Source organism: Actinoplanes oblitus (genome assembly GCF_030252345.1).
GTDB classification, from domain to species: Bacteria; Actinomycetota; Actinomycetes; order Mycobacteriales; family Micromonosporaceae; genus Actinoplanes; species Actinoplanes oblitus.
Map to the genome: position 1 here is coordinate 9,061,950 of NZ_CP126980.1, position 14,989 is coordinate 9,076,938.

Here is a 14,989-nt window from a genome sequence, read left to right on the forward strand (position 1 = left end):
GGCGACCGGGCAAGATAGCTGAGTTGGCCCAGCCCCCTAGACCCCCTCGGTGGCATTCTCAGTGACTCAGATTCCGACGTGGAGCAGCGGTGACGCGGCCTCCCTCAGCGGACGCGCGGCCCCGGGCACGCTGATCGGCGGGCGGTACACGCTGCGCGCCGCGGTGGGTCACGGCGGCATGGGCACGGTCTGGCGCGCGGCGGACACGCTGCTGCGCCGCGACGTGGCGATCAAGGAGGTCATCCTCCCGCCGGGTCTGGCCCCGAGTGACCGCGACGCGATGTACGAGCGCACCATGCGCGAGGCCCGGGCCGCCGCCGCGCTGCAGCACCCCGCCGTCGTCCAGGTCTACGACGTCGTGCACGAGAACGGCCGGCCGTGGATCGTGATGGAGCTGCTGGAGGCGCGCAGCCTGGCCGACATGGTGATCGAGGACGGGCCGGTCGCGTCCCGGGTGGTCGCCAAGATCGGCATCGCGCTGCTGGGCGCGCTGGAGGTGGCGCACGCGCACGGCGTCCTGCACCGCGACGTCAAGCCGGCGAACGTGCTGATCTGCTCGGACGGCCGCTGCGTGCTGACCGACTTCGGCGTCGCCCGGATGCCCACCGACGTGCAGCTGACCACGCCGGGCATGGTGCTCGGCTCGCCGCACTTCATCTCGCCGGAGCGGGCCATGGGCCACGAGTTCGGCCCGCCCAGCGACCTGTTCTCGCTCGGCGTCACGCTCTACACCGCGATCGAGGGCCGGCCGCCGTTCGACAAGGGCGATCCGATCGAGACCATGCACGCGGTGGTCGAGGACCCGCCCGCGCCGGTGGTCCGGGCCGGCTCGCTCACCCCGGTGCTGATGGGCCTGCTGGAAAAGAACCCGGCCCAGCGGATGGACGTGCAGACCGCCCGCACCCTGCTGCGCCAGCAGCTGGCCGGCCCGCTGGCCAGCAAGAACCCGCCGCACATGATGACCGACCCGTACTCGGTCGTCCCGTCGCCGCGGCCCGTCTCGCCGCCACCGGCAGCGGCCGCCGAGACCCAGCAGATCCCGCCCAGCGGCCAGATCGGCGGCCGGGCCATGCTCGCCCCCGGCGAGTCGCTCACCGACCACCTGAGCAAGCTGGAGCAGCAGAACGCGCCGGGCGGCCGCCGCCGGGCGCCGGAGCCGGCGGACCCCGGGTTCCCGACCGGCGCCTTGCCGGCCCACCAGATCCCGCAGGCCGCCGCCACCGGCGCGACGAGCGTCATCCCGCCGCAGGGCGCCTGGCAGCCGGGCGGCGCCCGGCAGGGCACCGTGGTGACCAGCCCGGCCGCGAAACGCCGGATGGCGCTGCAGAACGCGGCACAGACCGCGCGAGCGGCCACCAGCCGGGCGGTGACGACGTTCCGCGGCTGGCCGCGCAACAAGCAGCTGGCGGTCGGCGGCGGTGGCGTGGCCGCGGTGCTGGCGCTGATCCTGGTCGTCTCGCTGACCGGTGGTGGCGACGCGCCGGCCGCGACGCCGACGGCCGCGCCGGCGACCAGCGCGCCGGCCACCGCGGTGGCCGGCGACACCCAGGACTACCGGGGCAACAAGACCATCTCGGTGAAGGTGCCGGCCGGCTGGAAACGCAACGCCGGCAAGACCTACGTCGACTACATCGACCCGGACGACAACCTGCGCAAGGTGCGGGTGCTGGCCGAGGAGGGCAAGGCCTCGCCGACCCGGTTCGTCAGCGAGATCGCGCCGAACGGGTTGAAGAAATCGGCCAACTGTCCCAAGCCGTTCAAGTCGCTGGGCAGCACCACCGACGGCGTGCAGATCGCCGGCCACCCGGCCGCGCAGTTCGAGTACACCTGCGGCTCGGGTGACGCGATGCGCCACGGGATCTGGCGGATGACCCAGGTCGACGGCACGATGTACTCGTTCTTCCTGACCACGCCGGCGGCCGAGTTCGACGGTAGCAAGAAGTACTTCGAGGCGATGGCGCAGAGCTTCCAGCTCAACCTGTGATCGCTCTGTGCTATCAATCCGGAATGGCACCAGAAGTTGATATTGACCTGAGAGCGGCGGCGGAGGCCTGGCTCACGGACGATCCGGATCCGTCGAGCCGCTCCGAGCTGCGTGAGCTGATCGACGGGCTGCCGGCCACCGCCGCGGAGCTGAGCGATCGGTTCGCCGGACCGCTCACCTTCGGCACCGCCGGCCTGCGCGGCCGGCTGCGCGCCGGCCCGAACGGGATGAACCTCGCGGTGGTCACCCGGGCCGCGGCCGGCCTGGTGGCCTGGCTGGCCGAGCAGGGCGGCGAGGGGCCGCTGGTGATCGGTTACGACGCCCGGCACGGTTCCCGCGAGTTCGCCGAGCGGACCGCCCGGGTGGCGACCGGCGCCGGGCGGCCGGCGCTGCTGATGCCCGGGGTGCTGCCCACCCCGGTGCTGGCCTACGCGGTCCGCGCGCTCGGCGCGGTCGCCGGCGTGATGGTCACCGCCAGCCACAACCCACCGCAGGACAACGGCTACAAGGTCTACCTGGGCGCGGCGCTGGGCGGTCCGGCCGGCGACGGCGCGCAGATCGTGCCGCCCGCCGACGCCGGCATCGAGGCGGCCATCCGGGCGGTCGCGAGCGCCGCCGCGGTGCCGCTGGGCGACGCGGGCACGGTTCTCGACGACACGATCGTTTCTTCGTACGTCGGGAGTGCTGCCGCCGTGGTGGCCACCGGCGGTCCTCGCGACCTGGTGGTGGCGTACACCCCGCTGCACGGGGTCGGTGGCGACACGCTGGCCACGGCGTTCACCGCCGCCGGGTTCGGCCGCCCGGCAGTGGTGGCCGACCAGGCCGAGCCGGACCCGGAGTTCCCGACCGTCGCGTTCCCCAACCCGGAGGAGCCGGGCGCGATGGACCACCTGGTCGCGCTGGCCGGCAGCACCGGCGCCGACCTGGCGATCGCCAACGACCCGGACGCGGACCGCTGCGCCGTGGCGATCCCCGGGCCGGACGGCTCGTGGCGGCCGCTGCGCGGCGACGAGCTCGGCGTGCTGCTCGCCGATCACCTGATCCGGCGCGGGACCCCCGGCACGTACGCCACCACGATCGTCTCGTCCAGCCTGCTCGGCCGGCTGTGCGCGGCGCGGGGTGTGCCGTACGCGGAGACGCTCACCGGCTTCAAGTGGATCGTCCGGGCCGCCGAGGAGCTGGCGTTCGGTTACGAGGAGGCGCTCGGCTACTGCGTCGCGCCGGGCATGGTGCGCGACAAGGACGGCATCACCGCGGCGCTGACGGTGGCCGAGCTGGCCGCCGGGCTCAAGAGCGAGGGGCGCACCCTGGCCGACCGGCTGGACGAGCTGGCGGTCGAGTTCGGCGTGCACGCCACCGACCAGCTGTCGGTGCGGGTGGAGGATCTGGCCGAGATCGGCGTGGCGATGGGCCGGGCGCGCGGCAACCCGCCGGGCACGCTGCTCGGCTCGCCGGTGAGCGAGGTGCTCGACCTGCTCCCGGAGAACGACGTGCTGACGTTCCGCACCGCCACGGTTCGGGTCGTCATCCGGCCCTCGGGGACCGAGCCGAAGCTCAAGGCGTACCTCGAAGTGGTGGAACCGGTCGGCGACGGCGACGTGGCGGCGGCTCGGAGCCGCGCCTCCGCCGGGCTGGGGGCCCTGCGCGCGGAGATCGCGGCTGTCCTCGGCGTCTGATCCCTGATCGTCCGGGGAGGGCGTCCCCGAGGTCTCAGGAGACCTTGGGGGCGCCCAGGGCGGCCGAGATGGCCTTGCCCAGGGTGGCGACCACCAGCGCGACGCTGGGGCGCACAATCGAGTCCTCCATCGACGCGCCGCCGGCGAACCCGGCCCCCGCGGAGATCGCCTCGAGCCGGCGGTGTGCCTGCTCGGCCTGCTCGGCGGGGAGTTTCAGGGCCGGCTCCATGCGGGCCGCGCAGAGCAGGGTGGCCAGCGCCGCGGTCCGCTCGTCCGGGATCTTGTCGGTGGTCAGCGCCTCGGCGAGCCGGCTGCGGATCTCCGTCTCGAACGCCGGGTCGGTGGTCGGGTAGCGGTGCACGTGGATGAACTCGAGCTGGGTCTCGTCCACGTCCTTCACCACGCCGCGGGCGCACAGGTCCTCCAGGACCCGGGTGCGCAGCCGGTGGCGCAGCCGCTGCAGCCACTGCGCGGGGGTGTGCGGCGGATCGCCGGCGATCTTGGTGAGCACCGCGTCGGCGATCGTGTCCCCGATCGGCGACGGGTCGGTGACCTGCAGGTAGCCGTCGACATAGGCGACTCGGCCCGCCAGCGCGAGATCGATCAGCACAGCCGCGGCCATGCCGAGATCGAGCCCGATCCGGGAGCCGGTCGCTTTACCCGTCTGATCGTCGTACGAGAGAAGTAGAAGTTCCTCGGCGAGCGGAATGGAGGTCATGGAGACAAAATAACGGCTAAGCGCTCCACCGCCAGTAGCCAGGCGACCGGCTTGCTGACCGCTAGCCACCGGTTAGTCCGCGGTGACCGGTTCGCTGTCGGGTGGCGGCAGGCACGGCGCGGAGCTGACCGCCGAAGATGTCGGAAAAATCCGCTGTTCGGGTGGCCCGGTCATCCGCCGAAGACCCGACGGACCACCCGCTCGCTGGCGTGCCCGTCCTCCAGCGAGCAGAACCGCTCCCGGAACCGGGCCCGCATCGCGGCCGCGCCGGCGCTCGTCACCTGCCCGCCGCGGAACGCCTCGACCAGTTCCGCGAAGGACGTGGCGAACGTGCCGGCGTGCTCGGTGGCCAGATCGAAGGAGACGCCGCGGACCGCGCGGTAGACCTCCCAGTCCGGCGCGAAGATCACCAGGGGCCGGTCCAGCACCGCGTAGTCGAACATCACCGAGGAGAAGTCGGTGATCATGACGTCCGAGGCCAGGCTGAGCCGCTCGATCGACGGGTGCCGGGACACGTCGAGCACCCGGGGATGCCGGGGCGGGAAGCCCAGCGAGTCGTAGAAGTAATGCCCGCGCAGCAGCACCCGGGTGTCCGGGCCGAGCGCCTCGGCCAGCTCGTCCACGTCCAGCACCGGGGTGAAGACCGGATGCCACTCGCGGTGCGTGGGCGCGTAGAGCACCACCCGTTCGTGCGGGGCGAGGCCGAGCTCGGCCCGGGCCGCCGCGGTGTCCTCGGCGGTGGCCAGCGCCAGCCGGTCGTTGCGCGGGTAACCGGTCTCCAGGGTCTCCCCGCTGATCGGGAACTGCCGGTCCCAGAGCAGTGTGGTGTGCCGGTTCGCGGTCACGCTGAAGTCCCACTTGGCGATGTTGCGGCGCATCCGCTCGATGTCGAAGCCGCCCAGCGAGGCCGGGAACCGCGGCTGGTCCAGGCCCATCGTCTTGAGCGGGGTGCCGTGGTGGGTCTGCACGTGCACCTGGCCGCGGCGCTTGACCACGTACGGCGGGAAGGTGGCGTTGTTGATCAGGTACTTGGCGCGGGCCAGGGCGCGGTAGTACGCCCGGGTGCCGGGCCGGACCACCGGCACGCCATCGGGCACCTCCCGGCCGCCGCGCCGGACCACCCAGACGCCGCGGACCCGCGGGACCAGCTCGGCGGCCTTCTCGTAGACGGCCGCCGGGTTGCAGGCGTAGCCGCGGTACCAGTACGCGGCGTACACCGCGAGGTTCTCGTCGATCGGGCGGCGCAACTGGGCCTGGTAGTAGAGCCGGAGCAGGGCCTTGCGCAGGGTGCGGCGGCCGCGGCCGAGCGGGCCGCGCAACCGGCCCGGCAGCGCGTGGAGCGCCCGCCACAGCCGGTACGTCCGGTAGGCGTCCCAGGCCAGCAGCCGCAGGCGCACGCCGTCCAGTGGGCCGACCCGGTGCCGGCGCAGCAGGGCGGCGATCCGGCCGAACAGCGCGCGCCGGTCGCCGGGCGGGACCATCCCGCGCCCCAGCACGCCGAGCAGGTCGTCGACCGCCCGGACCAGCGTCCGGGGGCCGGCGCCGGGCAGGGCCAGCACGTGCTCGTACTGGGTGACCGCGTCGGCGTGCGCCGGGGACGGGGTGCCACGCAGCGCGCCCGGCCGGTCCGGGCGGAACACGTAGCAGGCGTGCTCGACGGTGCCGGCGGTCGTGGCGGCGGCCAGCACCTGGTAGGCGAAGGCGACGTCCTCGTAGCGGCCCGGCCGGAACCGGATGCCGGCGTCGAGCAGGAACTGCCGCCGCACGATCAGGCCGCCCAGCGGGACCGGTGGCGCGGCCAGTGCGGCCGGCCCGACCGGCACCCCGGCCGGCGCCGTCCACCGGCGCACCGTGCGGTTCCACAGCTCCCGGGCCACCCCGACGACGAGCAAGTCGGGTTTCTCCGCGGCGAGCCGCTCGGCGATCACCGGGAGGGCGCCGGGCACCACCCGGTCGTCGCCGTCGACGAACCACACGTAGTCGCCGGTGGCCCGGTCGAGGCCGGTGTTACGGGCCTCGCCGGGACCGCCGGTGCTCGCCCGGTGCACGACGACCAGGCGCGGTTCGCCGGCCGCGCGCTCGTCGAGCAGGGCGCCGCAGTGATCGGGTGACGCGTCGTCGACGGCCACCAGCTCGAGCGCCGCGCCGTGCTGGTGACACAGCAGCGAGTCCAGGCACTCGGTGAGGTATCCCTGAACCCGCCACGCCGTGGTCACCACGGTGAGCGCAACGCTCATCCGGCGTCCGCGATCACCTTGTCCATCACGTCCATGATCTGCTGCGAGGTGGTGCCGTCGCCGTACGGGTTGGCGATGGTCGCCATCCGCTGGTACTCCTCCGGGTCGTCGAGCAGGCGCGCGGCCTCCCGCACGATGTCCTCGCGGCCGGTGCCGACCAGGCGCAGCGTGCCCGCCGCGACGCCCTCCGGGCGCTCGGTGGTGTCCCGCAGCACCAGCACCGGCTTGCCGAGGCTGGGCGCCTCCTCCTGGATGCCGCCGCTGTCGGTCATCACCAGGTGCGAGCGGCTCAGGATGTTGTGGAAGTCGGTGGTGCCGAGCGGCTCGATCACCCGGATGTTCGAGGAGGTGAGGTACTCGTCGGCGGCCCGGCGCACCACCGGGTTCATGTGGATCGGGTAGACCAGCCGGTGCGTCTCGGCGTAGCGCTCCGCGACGTCGTTGATCGCCGAGAACATCTGGCCGAGCTCGGAGATGTTCTCCCGGCGGTGGACCGTGATCAGGACCAGCTTGCGGTCGCCGACCTCGTCCAGCACCGGGTGGGTGTAGTCGTCGCGGACCGTGTAGCGCAGCATGTCGATGGCGCTGTTGCCGACCACGAAGATCCGCGACGGGTCCTTGCCCTCGCGCTCCAGGTTGCCCCGGGTCACCTCGGTCGGGGTGAAGTGGTAGTCGGTCAGCACCCCGGTGAGCTGGCGGTTCATCTCCTCCGGGTACGGCGAGTACTTGTTGAAGGTGCGCAGCCCGGCCTCGACGTGGGAGAGCGGCACCTGCCGGTACAGCGCGATCAGGCTGCCGGCCAGGGTGGTCGAGGTGTCCCCGTGCACGAACAGGTGATCCGGCTTCACCTGGGCGACGACCTGGTCCAGCGGGCTCAGCGTGCGGGCCAGGATGTCGGCCAGCGTCTGCTGCTGCGTCATGATCTTCAGGTTGAAGTCGGCAGCCATGCCCATCTCGTCGAGCAGCTGGTCGAGCATCTCCCGGTGCTGGCCGGTGTTCACCACGACCACGTCGTGCGAGCGGCGGCGCGCCTCCATGATCACCGGGTACAGCTTGATGAACTCCGGGCGCGTCCCGAAGACGAACATCAGCTTGCTCACTTGGCGGTACCCTCCAGGACGGCGTCGATGATGCGCTTACGGTTCTGCCGGTCCTCGTACGCGAAGAACCCGTCCGCGGCGCGGACCTTCTCGTCCTCGTTCCGGAAGCCGCGCTCCGCGGCCGCCACCAGCGCCGCCACCGCGGCGGCGGGGTCCTCGACCCGGGTGCCCAGCTCGGCGTAAAGGTCCAGGTCGGCGCCCGTGTTGGTGCTGTGCTTCTGCAGCTCCGGGAACGTGTAGTAGACCACCGGGCGGCGCAGGTACAGCATGTCGAACGAGATCGTCGAGTAGTCGGTGACCAGCATCCGGGCCGCCGACAGCAGCTCGGCGAAGCTCGGCACCTCGCTGAACTTGACCACCTCGACGTGCTCGTCCTCGTCGAAGCAGTGCGCGAACTGGCTGATGCTGGAGTGCAGCACGAGCTTCAGGCGCACCCCGGCCGCCGTCATCGCGTTCCGGACCGCCGGGTCGTGGATCAGCTGGTGCCAGTTGCGGAAGAACTCCGAGTCCCGGAACTCGGCCTCGGTCGCCTCCGCCAGGAACGACCGCCAGGTCGGGCTGACCAGCACGTAGTCGCCGTCCTTGGCCTCCAGCAGGTCGTGCCGGGCCAGGCCGGTGAGCTTGACCTGGTTCGGCCCGAGGCCGTAGCGCACGTTGTTGATCACGCTGTCGAACTCGCGTTTCGCCGACGCGCAGAACAGGTGGTACTTCTTGGCGCCGAGCCAGCCGGACAGGTCCGAGCGGATGATGCCGTGCTGCAGGAAGACCAGCTTGTAGCGCGGCTTGCCCTCGTTCACGCCGTACGAGGCCCACGGCTTGATGATCACGTCGTCGACGTGCGAGGCGAAGAAGTACTCGCAGTTGTAGTGCAGCCGCCAGTGCTCCAGCGAGTTGTACGCGATCACGTTGAAGCCGTCGGCGATCAGCCGCTGGTAGTCCGGGCTGTCCTGGCGGATCACGAAGGCGATCTTGTCGTGGATCCGGTTGTCCCGGACGTACCGGTAGAGGGCCTCGCCGTTGTCGGCGGCCTTCTCCCGGCGGTCCATGAAGACCCAGTACCCGTTCGGGGCGCCGGCCAGGTTCTTCCGGATCCGGGTGGCCCACAGCTTGCCCAGGCCACCCTCCTCGCGGGCCGCCTTGCGGCTGAGGCCGACCAGGTTCGACGCCTTCAGGGCCAGCTTGACCGGGCGGCGCTCCATGTCCTTGAGGCGCTTGGCCTGCACCCGGTTGCGGCGGTTGGCGGCGCCGGTGCGCAGGTTCATGAAGAACAGCATCAGCTGGCTGTACTGCCGGTCGCGGATCAGCTCGACGATCCGCCGGTCGTTGTTGTTGGCGGTCAACAGCAGCCGGTCGAAGCCGAACGCCTCGCAGGCCTCGCGGCACAGCTCCAGCGCCTGGTCGGTCAGGCCCGGGTCCAGCAGCAGCAGCTTGGGCAGGTAGAAGGTGCGCAGCAGGGCCGCCACCCGGTACGCCACGATGGCCTCGTTGAAGTACACCGAGAGGGCGTCGTCGAGGCCCGCGAAGATCGGCACCAGGTCCTCGTAGACCTTGATCCGGATCTTGCTGGTGATGCTGCCGGTACGCGCCACCGTGTACAGGTAGACCACGTCGTTGATCTTGGTGATCTTCTGCGAGAGCAGCAGGTACTTCTTGTCGAAGATCTCGTCCTCGCTGCTGCTGACGCCCTCCAGGAAGCGCAGCCCGTACTGCTCGATCAGGTCACGCCGGTAGATCGTCTTGAGGATGACCGGGCGCTGCGAGAGCAGGTCCAGCTTGACCTCGTACGAGTTCTGGTTGACGTACGGCTTCTCGGCCATCCAGTCGACCCAGACCGGGTTCTTCCCGTCGGACTTCTCCTTGACGCCGTACCGGGTGGCGATGACGACGTCGCTGCCGTACTTCTCGATGCTCTGCAGCAGCTTGCTGTAGCCGTCCTTGTAGATCCGGTCGTCCGGGTCCATGAAGATGACGTACTCGCTGGTGGCGCGCTCGAGACCGGCGTTACGCGGCCGGCCGGGGCCACCGGAGCCCTTGTCGAAGGTGATCGGGAAGAAGTTGTCCGGGTACCGCTTCTGGTACTCCTGGATGATCTCCCAGGTCCGATCCGTGGAGCCGTCGTTGACCGGGATCACCTCGAACTGGGCAAACGCGGATTGCCGGACGATGGACTCGAACGCGTCCTCGATGAAGGCATCGACGTTGTAACACGCCATGATGATCGAAACCTTGAACAACGAAACTCCTTGTACCCGATCCGACCGGGTAGACGTTGATGGCCTGGGCCTCACCGGGAGGCGCGCACCGTCACGGCAGCTCGAAGGGAGACCGGAAGGGATAGTACGCGCTCAGGAAGCCGGTCAGCAGATTCGCCTGCTGTTCCGGTGACACGTCGCTCTCCACCGTGTCGTTGAGGCAGAACACCTGGTATGGCCGCTTCTTCAGGGTCATCGCGAAATGCTCGTCGGTGTGCGGCTGGGACAGGTCCCGGTACATGAACTTGATCTCACCGATCACCGCGCGACCGGTCAGGTACGCCCAGTGTTGCTGCAGCGAGGAGAGCACCGCCACGTCGTCGGGGTGGCGGAACTGGTGTGCGGCGGTGGCCGCCAGCGCCTCCGGGTAGCGCTCCTCGATCTCGGCGAGCACGCTGCGGCGCGCGGCGTGCGGCGTGTGCTTCATCTTGTACGCGGTACGCCGCCCGAACTCCCGCTCGATGATCGCCCGGTTGTTCTTGCCGGCCGCCATCACCGGCGGCTCGTCCGGGTCCGGGGACCCGCCGTCCACCCGGAAGGTGGAAAGGAAGAACCGGCTCTGCCCGGACGCGGTGAAGAAGAACCCGGGCTGCAGCGGCTGGCCCAGGAAGACGTCGTCGTTCATGTAGATGAAGTGCTCGGCGAGACCCTCGATGCGGTGCAGCTGGGTCTCGATGGCCATCGAGTTGAACGTCGGCAGCTTCCCGGCGGTCCCGAACAGCTCCTTGTGGCTCACCACGGTGACCTTGGCGTTCGTGGTGTCCAGCCAGGCCGGCACCTGGTCGTCGGTGACCAGGAAGATCCGGCGCACCCAGGGCGCGTACATGTGCAGCGAGCGCAGCGAGTACCGCAACTCGTCCCGGGAGATGTAGCGGGCCAGGTTGGCGGCCTGGTCGTTGCCGCCGGCCCAGCCGTTCTCGCCGAGCGCCGCGTTCTTGCGCGCCAGCCAGGCCGGGTCACCGCCGTCCACCCAGGTGTAGACGACGTCGATCGGGAAGTCGACGTGGTCGATCGGCGGCGTCAGGAACGACTGCCTGGTCGGGTAGCGCCGGGACGCTCCGGCGCCGATCTCCCGGAAGTCGCTGAAGGTGCTCTCGTCCGCCTCGACCACCGGGTCGGCGATCGGGACCACCTCGGTGGACCGGTTGTACCGCGGGCCGGCCAGGTGGTCCGGGAACTCCGCCCAGAACTCCACCTCGCAGGCGTGCTGGCGGCCCAGCAGCAGGCTCCGGGACGCGTCGGTGACCGGCCAGTAGACGGCGGTCGCCACCGGCTCCGGCGCGAGCTCCTCGGCCGGGCCCCCGGCGTTGTCGGCGCGGGCCGGCCCGGGCCGGGTCGGCGCGTTGATCGCGCGGCCGGTCGGCACCTTCTTGTTCGCCGGCGCGACCGGCGGGATCGGCGAGCCGGGCACCATCGCGGTCACCGTCCAGCGGCGCTCCGGCAGCACCGGCTGCACCTCGGCACCGGACGCGGCCAGCTCGGCCAGGACCCGCTCGGCCCGCGGCCGGAACGACTCGGCGACGGCCACCACGGTGCGTTCGAACTGGTTGGCCGGCACCCGGAACCAGGGCACCCCGGCGGCGTCCAGCGCGTCGGCCACCCGGTCCAGGTTGGCGGCGCGGACCGACACCGGGGTGGCCTCGGGCTCGATCCGGGCCAGGTCGATCTGCCGGGGACCACGAGACTGGGGCGGTGCGAGCTTGTTACGCGCCGCCTCCGGGAGGACCCGGCCGAGCCAGCGGCGCACCGGACGGGGAACCACCGTCCGCGCAACAGTGATGGGGCGCAGCACCTCTGTCGTCCTCTCCCCCGACCACGACGGGGTCCCGTTCACGGGTGACCGGCACTCGATCCGCTGGGGCGGTTGCCCGGCAGATCGACGAGTCTACGGTCGTCGCGGGCCACCGCGCCTCGCGAGCATGACGTCGAGACCGGATGGCAGGGAGCGCCACCCCCGATCACCCCGCGATCATCTCATCCGTCGGCAACCCCCCGGCAGGACCCCCTTGGGGTGCAGTTAATCGGCTCTTCGCCGCGCCTGACCAGTCTTGCGATAAAATCCGACCCTCGCGTACGCCCTGCTCACGGTGCCCGCCGCCGACGGTGGTCAACCGCCGATCACGAGGCGCCGGATGCCCGGCAGATTCGCCGGATCGGTGACCCGCCGGCCGTCCACCAGCACCCGCACGCCGGGCAGGTCGGCCGGGGTGAGCGCGCGGTACTCGGCGTGGTCGGCCTGCACGATCGCCGCCTCGGCCGCCTCCCCGGTCCAGGGCGGCAGGCCGAGGGCGGTCAGCTCGGCGGCCGAGAACATCGGATCCGACACGTACGGCGTGGCCCCGCGCCGCCGCAACTCCGCCACCGTGGGGAACACCCCGGAGAACGCCGTCTCCTTCACCCCGCCCCGGTACGCCGCCCCGAGCACCAGCACCGTCTGGCAGGCCAGGTCACCCACGGCGGCCTCGAGCAGGTCCACCGCGTACCCGGGCATCCCGGCGTTCGCCTCCCGGGCGGCCCGGACCACCGTGGCGGCCGGGTCGTTCCACAGGTACAGCCGCGGGTAGACCGGGATGCAGTGCCCGCCGACGGCGATCCCCGGCGTGTGGAGGTGGCTGTACGGCTGCGTGTTGCACGCCTCGATCACGGTCTGGACGTCGATGCCGAGCGTGTCGGCGTACCTGGCGAACTGGTTGGCCAGCCCGATGTTCACGTCCCGGTACGTCGTCTCGGCCAGTTTCGCCAGTTCGGCGGCCTCGGCGCTGCCCAGGTCCCAGACACCGTTGGGCCGGGGCAGACCGGCGCGCTCGTCGAAGTCCAGCACCGCCCGGTAGAACGCCACCCCGCGCGCCGCCGACGTGGCGTTCACCCCGCCCACCAGCTTGGGATACCTGCGCAGGTCGGCGAAGACCCGGCCGGTGAGCACCCGCTCCGGGCTGAACACCAGGTCGAAGTCCTCCCCGGCGACCAGGCCGGAGCCCTCCCGCAGCAGCGGCGCCCAGCGCTGCCGGGTGGTGCCGACCGGCAGCGTCGTCTCGTAGCTGACCAGCGTCCCGGGGCGCAGCCCGCGGGCGATGTCCCGGGTGGCCGACTCCATCCAGCCGAAGTCCGGCTGCCCGGCGACGTCCACGAAGAGCGGCACCACCACCACGACCGCGTCCGACTCGGCGACCGCCGCGCTGGTGCCGGTGGTCGCGGTGAGCAGGCCGGCGCTGACCGCCTCCTTGAGCCGCACGTCCAGGTCGGCCTCGCCGGGGAACGGGACCAGGCCGTCGTTGACCGCCCGGACGGTCGGCTCGGCCACGTCGGCGCCGAACACGGTGTGCCCCTTGCCCGCGAACTGGACGGCGAGCGGCAGCCCGATCTTGCCCAGGCCCACCACGCAGATCCTCATCCGGCCCTCTCCTCCAGCAGTCCCCGGTAGACGTCGATCAGCACCTCCGCCTGGGTGTCCCAGGTCCAGGTGTCGAGCAGGCCGGGCTTCTCGTACGCCGCCCGGTAGCGCACCGGGTCGGCCAGCACCTGCCGCACCGCCCGCAGGTAGTCGTCGAGTTCCCGGGCCTGGAAGACCTCGCCCTGGCCGGTCTCGCGGACCGTCGCGGCCATCGTCCGCACGTCGCTGACCACCAGCGGCAGCCGGGCGTGCGAGTACTCGAAGAACTTGGTGATCAGCGCGATCTCGTGGTTCGGCCAGTGGTGGATCGGGATCACCCCGGCGTCCGCGCCGGCCAGCATCGGCACCACCTGCCAGTGCGGCACGTAGGGCAGCACGTGCACCCGGTCCCGGACGCCGAGTTCCTCGGCCCGCCGGCCCAGCCCGGTCAGGTACGCGCCGTGGTGGTTGTTGGTGACCAGCGCGACGTGCACGCCGGGCTGCCGGGGCAGCGCCTCGACCATGATGTCCAGCCCGCGCTGCGGTGCCGCGGCGCCGCTGTAGACCAGCAGCGGGGTGTCCGGGCCGATCCCGCACGTCGCGCGCAGGTCGGCACCCGGCTGGCCGGCGGGCTCGTCCGGCCCGTGGTCGACGGCCGGCGCGTTGAGGATCACCCGTGGCCGGCGAGGCAGGTCGTGCGCGGTGCGCAGCATGCCGGCCAGGTCGTCGGAGACGGTGGTGACGGCGTCGGCGTACGGCGCGTACTCCCGCTCGTGCGCCATGTGCCCGAGCCGCCAGCGGGCGTGCTCGGTCCACGGCCGGACACCCGGCAGGAACTCGTGCGCGTCCCAGACCAGCTTGACGTCCCGCCCCCCGGCCCGCGCCCGGATCTTGGCCCGGGCGCCGACGCCGAGCATCCGGAAGTCGTTGGCGTGGATCAGGTCCGGCGCCAGCTCGTCGACGACCTTTCCGTACGCCAGCTCCCAGTCCCACAGCCCGGGCTCGATCCGCCGCCACGACCGATCGCCCAGCGCGGCCCGCCAGAACCAGGTGTACAGCCGGTCCACCGGGGTGTCCAGCCGCTTGCGGGCGGCCCGCGACCGGGTGGTCTGCCGCCGTCGCAGGCTCACCCACTTGCCGGTGGCCCGGGCCGCCAGCGACTCGGCGCGCAGCAACGCGGCGGGCAGCCCGCGGGGCTCCATCGCCCGGCGTACCCGCAGGTCGGCCCGCCACGCCTTGATCGCCTGGGCCCGCCGCGCGCCCACCCCGGTCGGCGGGTACGCCAGCGGCGCCACCACCCAGCGCCGGCGGAACTCGTGCGGGCGCTTGTGCAGCGGGGTGGGCATCGGCAGCAGCCGGACCCGGGCCGGGCCGAGGGTCCAGGTGTGCTCCGCGCCGTCCGGCGAGCGGCCCAGCAGGATCACCTCGAAGCCGGCCTCGGCGGCCGATCGGGCCTGCTTCTGCACCCGCGAGTCGCCGTTCACCCCGTTGTCGACGAGCATGACGATCCGCCGTCCGGCCGGGCCGGTCGCGGCCAAGTCCATCGCGCTCTCTTTCCGTCGAAAAACCGCACGGGGCTGCGTAAAACGTATGATTCTGGAACAAAGGTAACCGCCGAACAGGGCACCCTCCGGCTACGACATGAGCTGAAC

The 14,989-nt window shown here is 71.7% G+C and carries 9 protein-coding genes; 2 read left to right on the top strand and 7 right to left on the bottom strand.

The window, feature by feature from the left end:
- Positions 1–61: 61 nt before the first annotated feature.
- Both Actob_RS40370 and Actob_RS40375 read left to right on the top strand, forming a co-directional pair.
- Entirely contained in the window at positions 62–1,984 is a 1,923-nt protein-coding gene (locus Actob_RS40370; RefSeq protein ID WP_284917241.1) for a serine/threonine-protein kinase, read from the top strand.
- A gap of 23 nt (positions 1,985–2,007) precedes the next feature.
- Positions 2,008–3,660: a phospho-sugar mutase gene (locus Actob_RS40375; RefSeq protein ID WP_284917242.1), complete on the top strand. Its 1,653-nt coding sequence runs from the start codon at positions 2,008–2,010 to the stop codon at positions 3,658–3,660.
- 34 nt (positions 3,661–3,694) lie between these two features.
- On the opposite strand, the gene Actob_RS40380 is transcribed toward Actob_RS40375, so the two are convergent.
- The 7 genes from Actob_RS40380 to Actob_RS40410 all read right to left on the bottom strand — a co-directional run bounded on the left by Actob_RS40380 (position 3,695) and on the right by Actob_RS40410 (position 14,839).
- Positions 3,695–4,378, bottom strand: a complete 684-nt coding sequence (locus Actob_RS40380) for a GOLPH3/VPS74 family protein (RefSeq protein ID WP_284917243.1) — start codon at positions 4,376–4,378, stop codon at positions 3,695–3,697.
- 170 nt (positions 4,379–4,548) lie between these two features.
- A complete protein-coding gene (locus tag Actob_RS40385; protein WP_284917244.1) occupies positions 4,549–6,615 on the bottom strand; it encodes a bifunctional glycosyltransferase/CDP-glycerol:glycerophosphate glycerophosphotransferase in 2,067 nt (688 codons plus the stop codon).
- Entirely contained in the window at positions 6,612–7,715 is a 1,104-nt protein-coding gene (gene wecB, locus Actob_RS40390) for a non-hydrolyzing UDP-N-acetylglucosamine 2-epimerase (RefSeq protein ID WP_284917245.1), read from the bottom strand. The genes Actob_RS40385 and wecB overlap by 4 nt, the downstream gene beginning before the upstream one ends.
- Positions 7,712–9,949 (bottom strand): bifunctional glycosyltransferase/CDP-glycerol:glycerophosphate glycerophosphotransferase, encoded by a 2,238-nt coding sequence (locus tag Actob_RS40395; RefSeq protein ID WP_284917246.1) that lies wholly within the window; start codon positions 9,947–9,949, stop codon positions 7,712–7,714. Before Actob_RS40395 ends, wecB begins: the two co-directional genes overlap by 4 nt.
- 70 nt (positions 9,950–10,019) lie before the next feature.
- Positions 10,020–11,729 (bottom strand): stealth family protein, encoded by a 1,710-nt coding sequence (locus tag Actob_RS40400; RefSeq protein WP_284917247.1) that lies wholly within the window; start codon positions 11,727–11,729, stop codon positions 10,020–10,022.
- Positions 11,730–12,074: 345 nt separating this feature from the next.
- Positions 12,075–13,358 carry a nucleotide sugar dehydrogenase gene (locus tag Actob_RS40405; RefSeq protein WP_284917248.1) on the bottom strand — a complete coding sequence of 428 codons (1,284 nt, stop codon included), beginning with the start codon at positions 13,356–13,358 and terminating at the stop codon, positions 12,075–12,077.
- Complete coding sequence (locus tag Actob_RS40410; RefSeq protein ID WP_284922490.1) at positions 13,355–14,839, bottom strand: glycosyltransferase family 4 protein; 1,485 nt, start codon at positions 14,837–14,839, stop codon at positions 13,355–13,357. Before Actob_RS40410 ends, Actob_RS40405 begins: the two co-directional genes overlap by 4 nt.
- Positions 14,840–14,989: the final 150 nt, after the last annotated feature.

Excerpts from the sequence above, each read along its gene's own strand:
- Actob_RS40380 (WP_284917243.1), bottom strand. The coding sequence starts at position 4,378 with ATGACCTCCATTCCGCTCGCCGAGGAACTTCTACTTCTCTCGTACGAC.
- Actob_RS40410 (WP_284922490.1), bottom strand. The coding sequence starts at position 14,839 with ATGCTCGTCGACAACGGGGTGAACGGCGACTCGCGGGTGCAGAAGCAG.
- Actob_RS40375 (WP_284917242.1), top strand. The coding sequence starts at position 2,008 with ATGGCACCAGAAGTTGATATTGACCTGAGAGCGGCGGCGGAGGCCTGG.
- Actob_RS40385 (WP_284917244.1), bottom strand. The coding sequence starts at position 6,615 with ATGAGCGTTGCGCTCACCGTGGTGACCACGGCGTGGCGGGTTCAGGGA.
- Actob_RS40405 (WP_284917248.1), bottom strand. The coding sequence starts at position 13,358 with ATGAGGATCTGCGTGGTGGGCCTGGGCAAGATCGGGCTGCCGCTCGCC.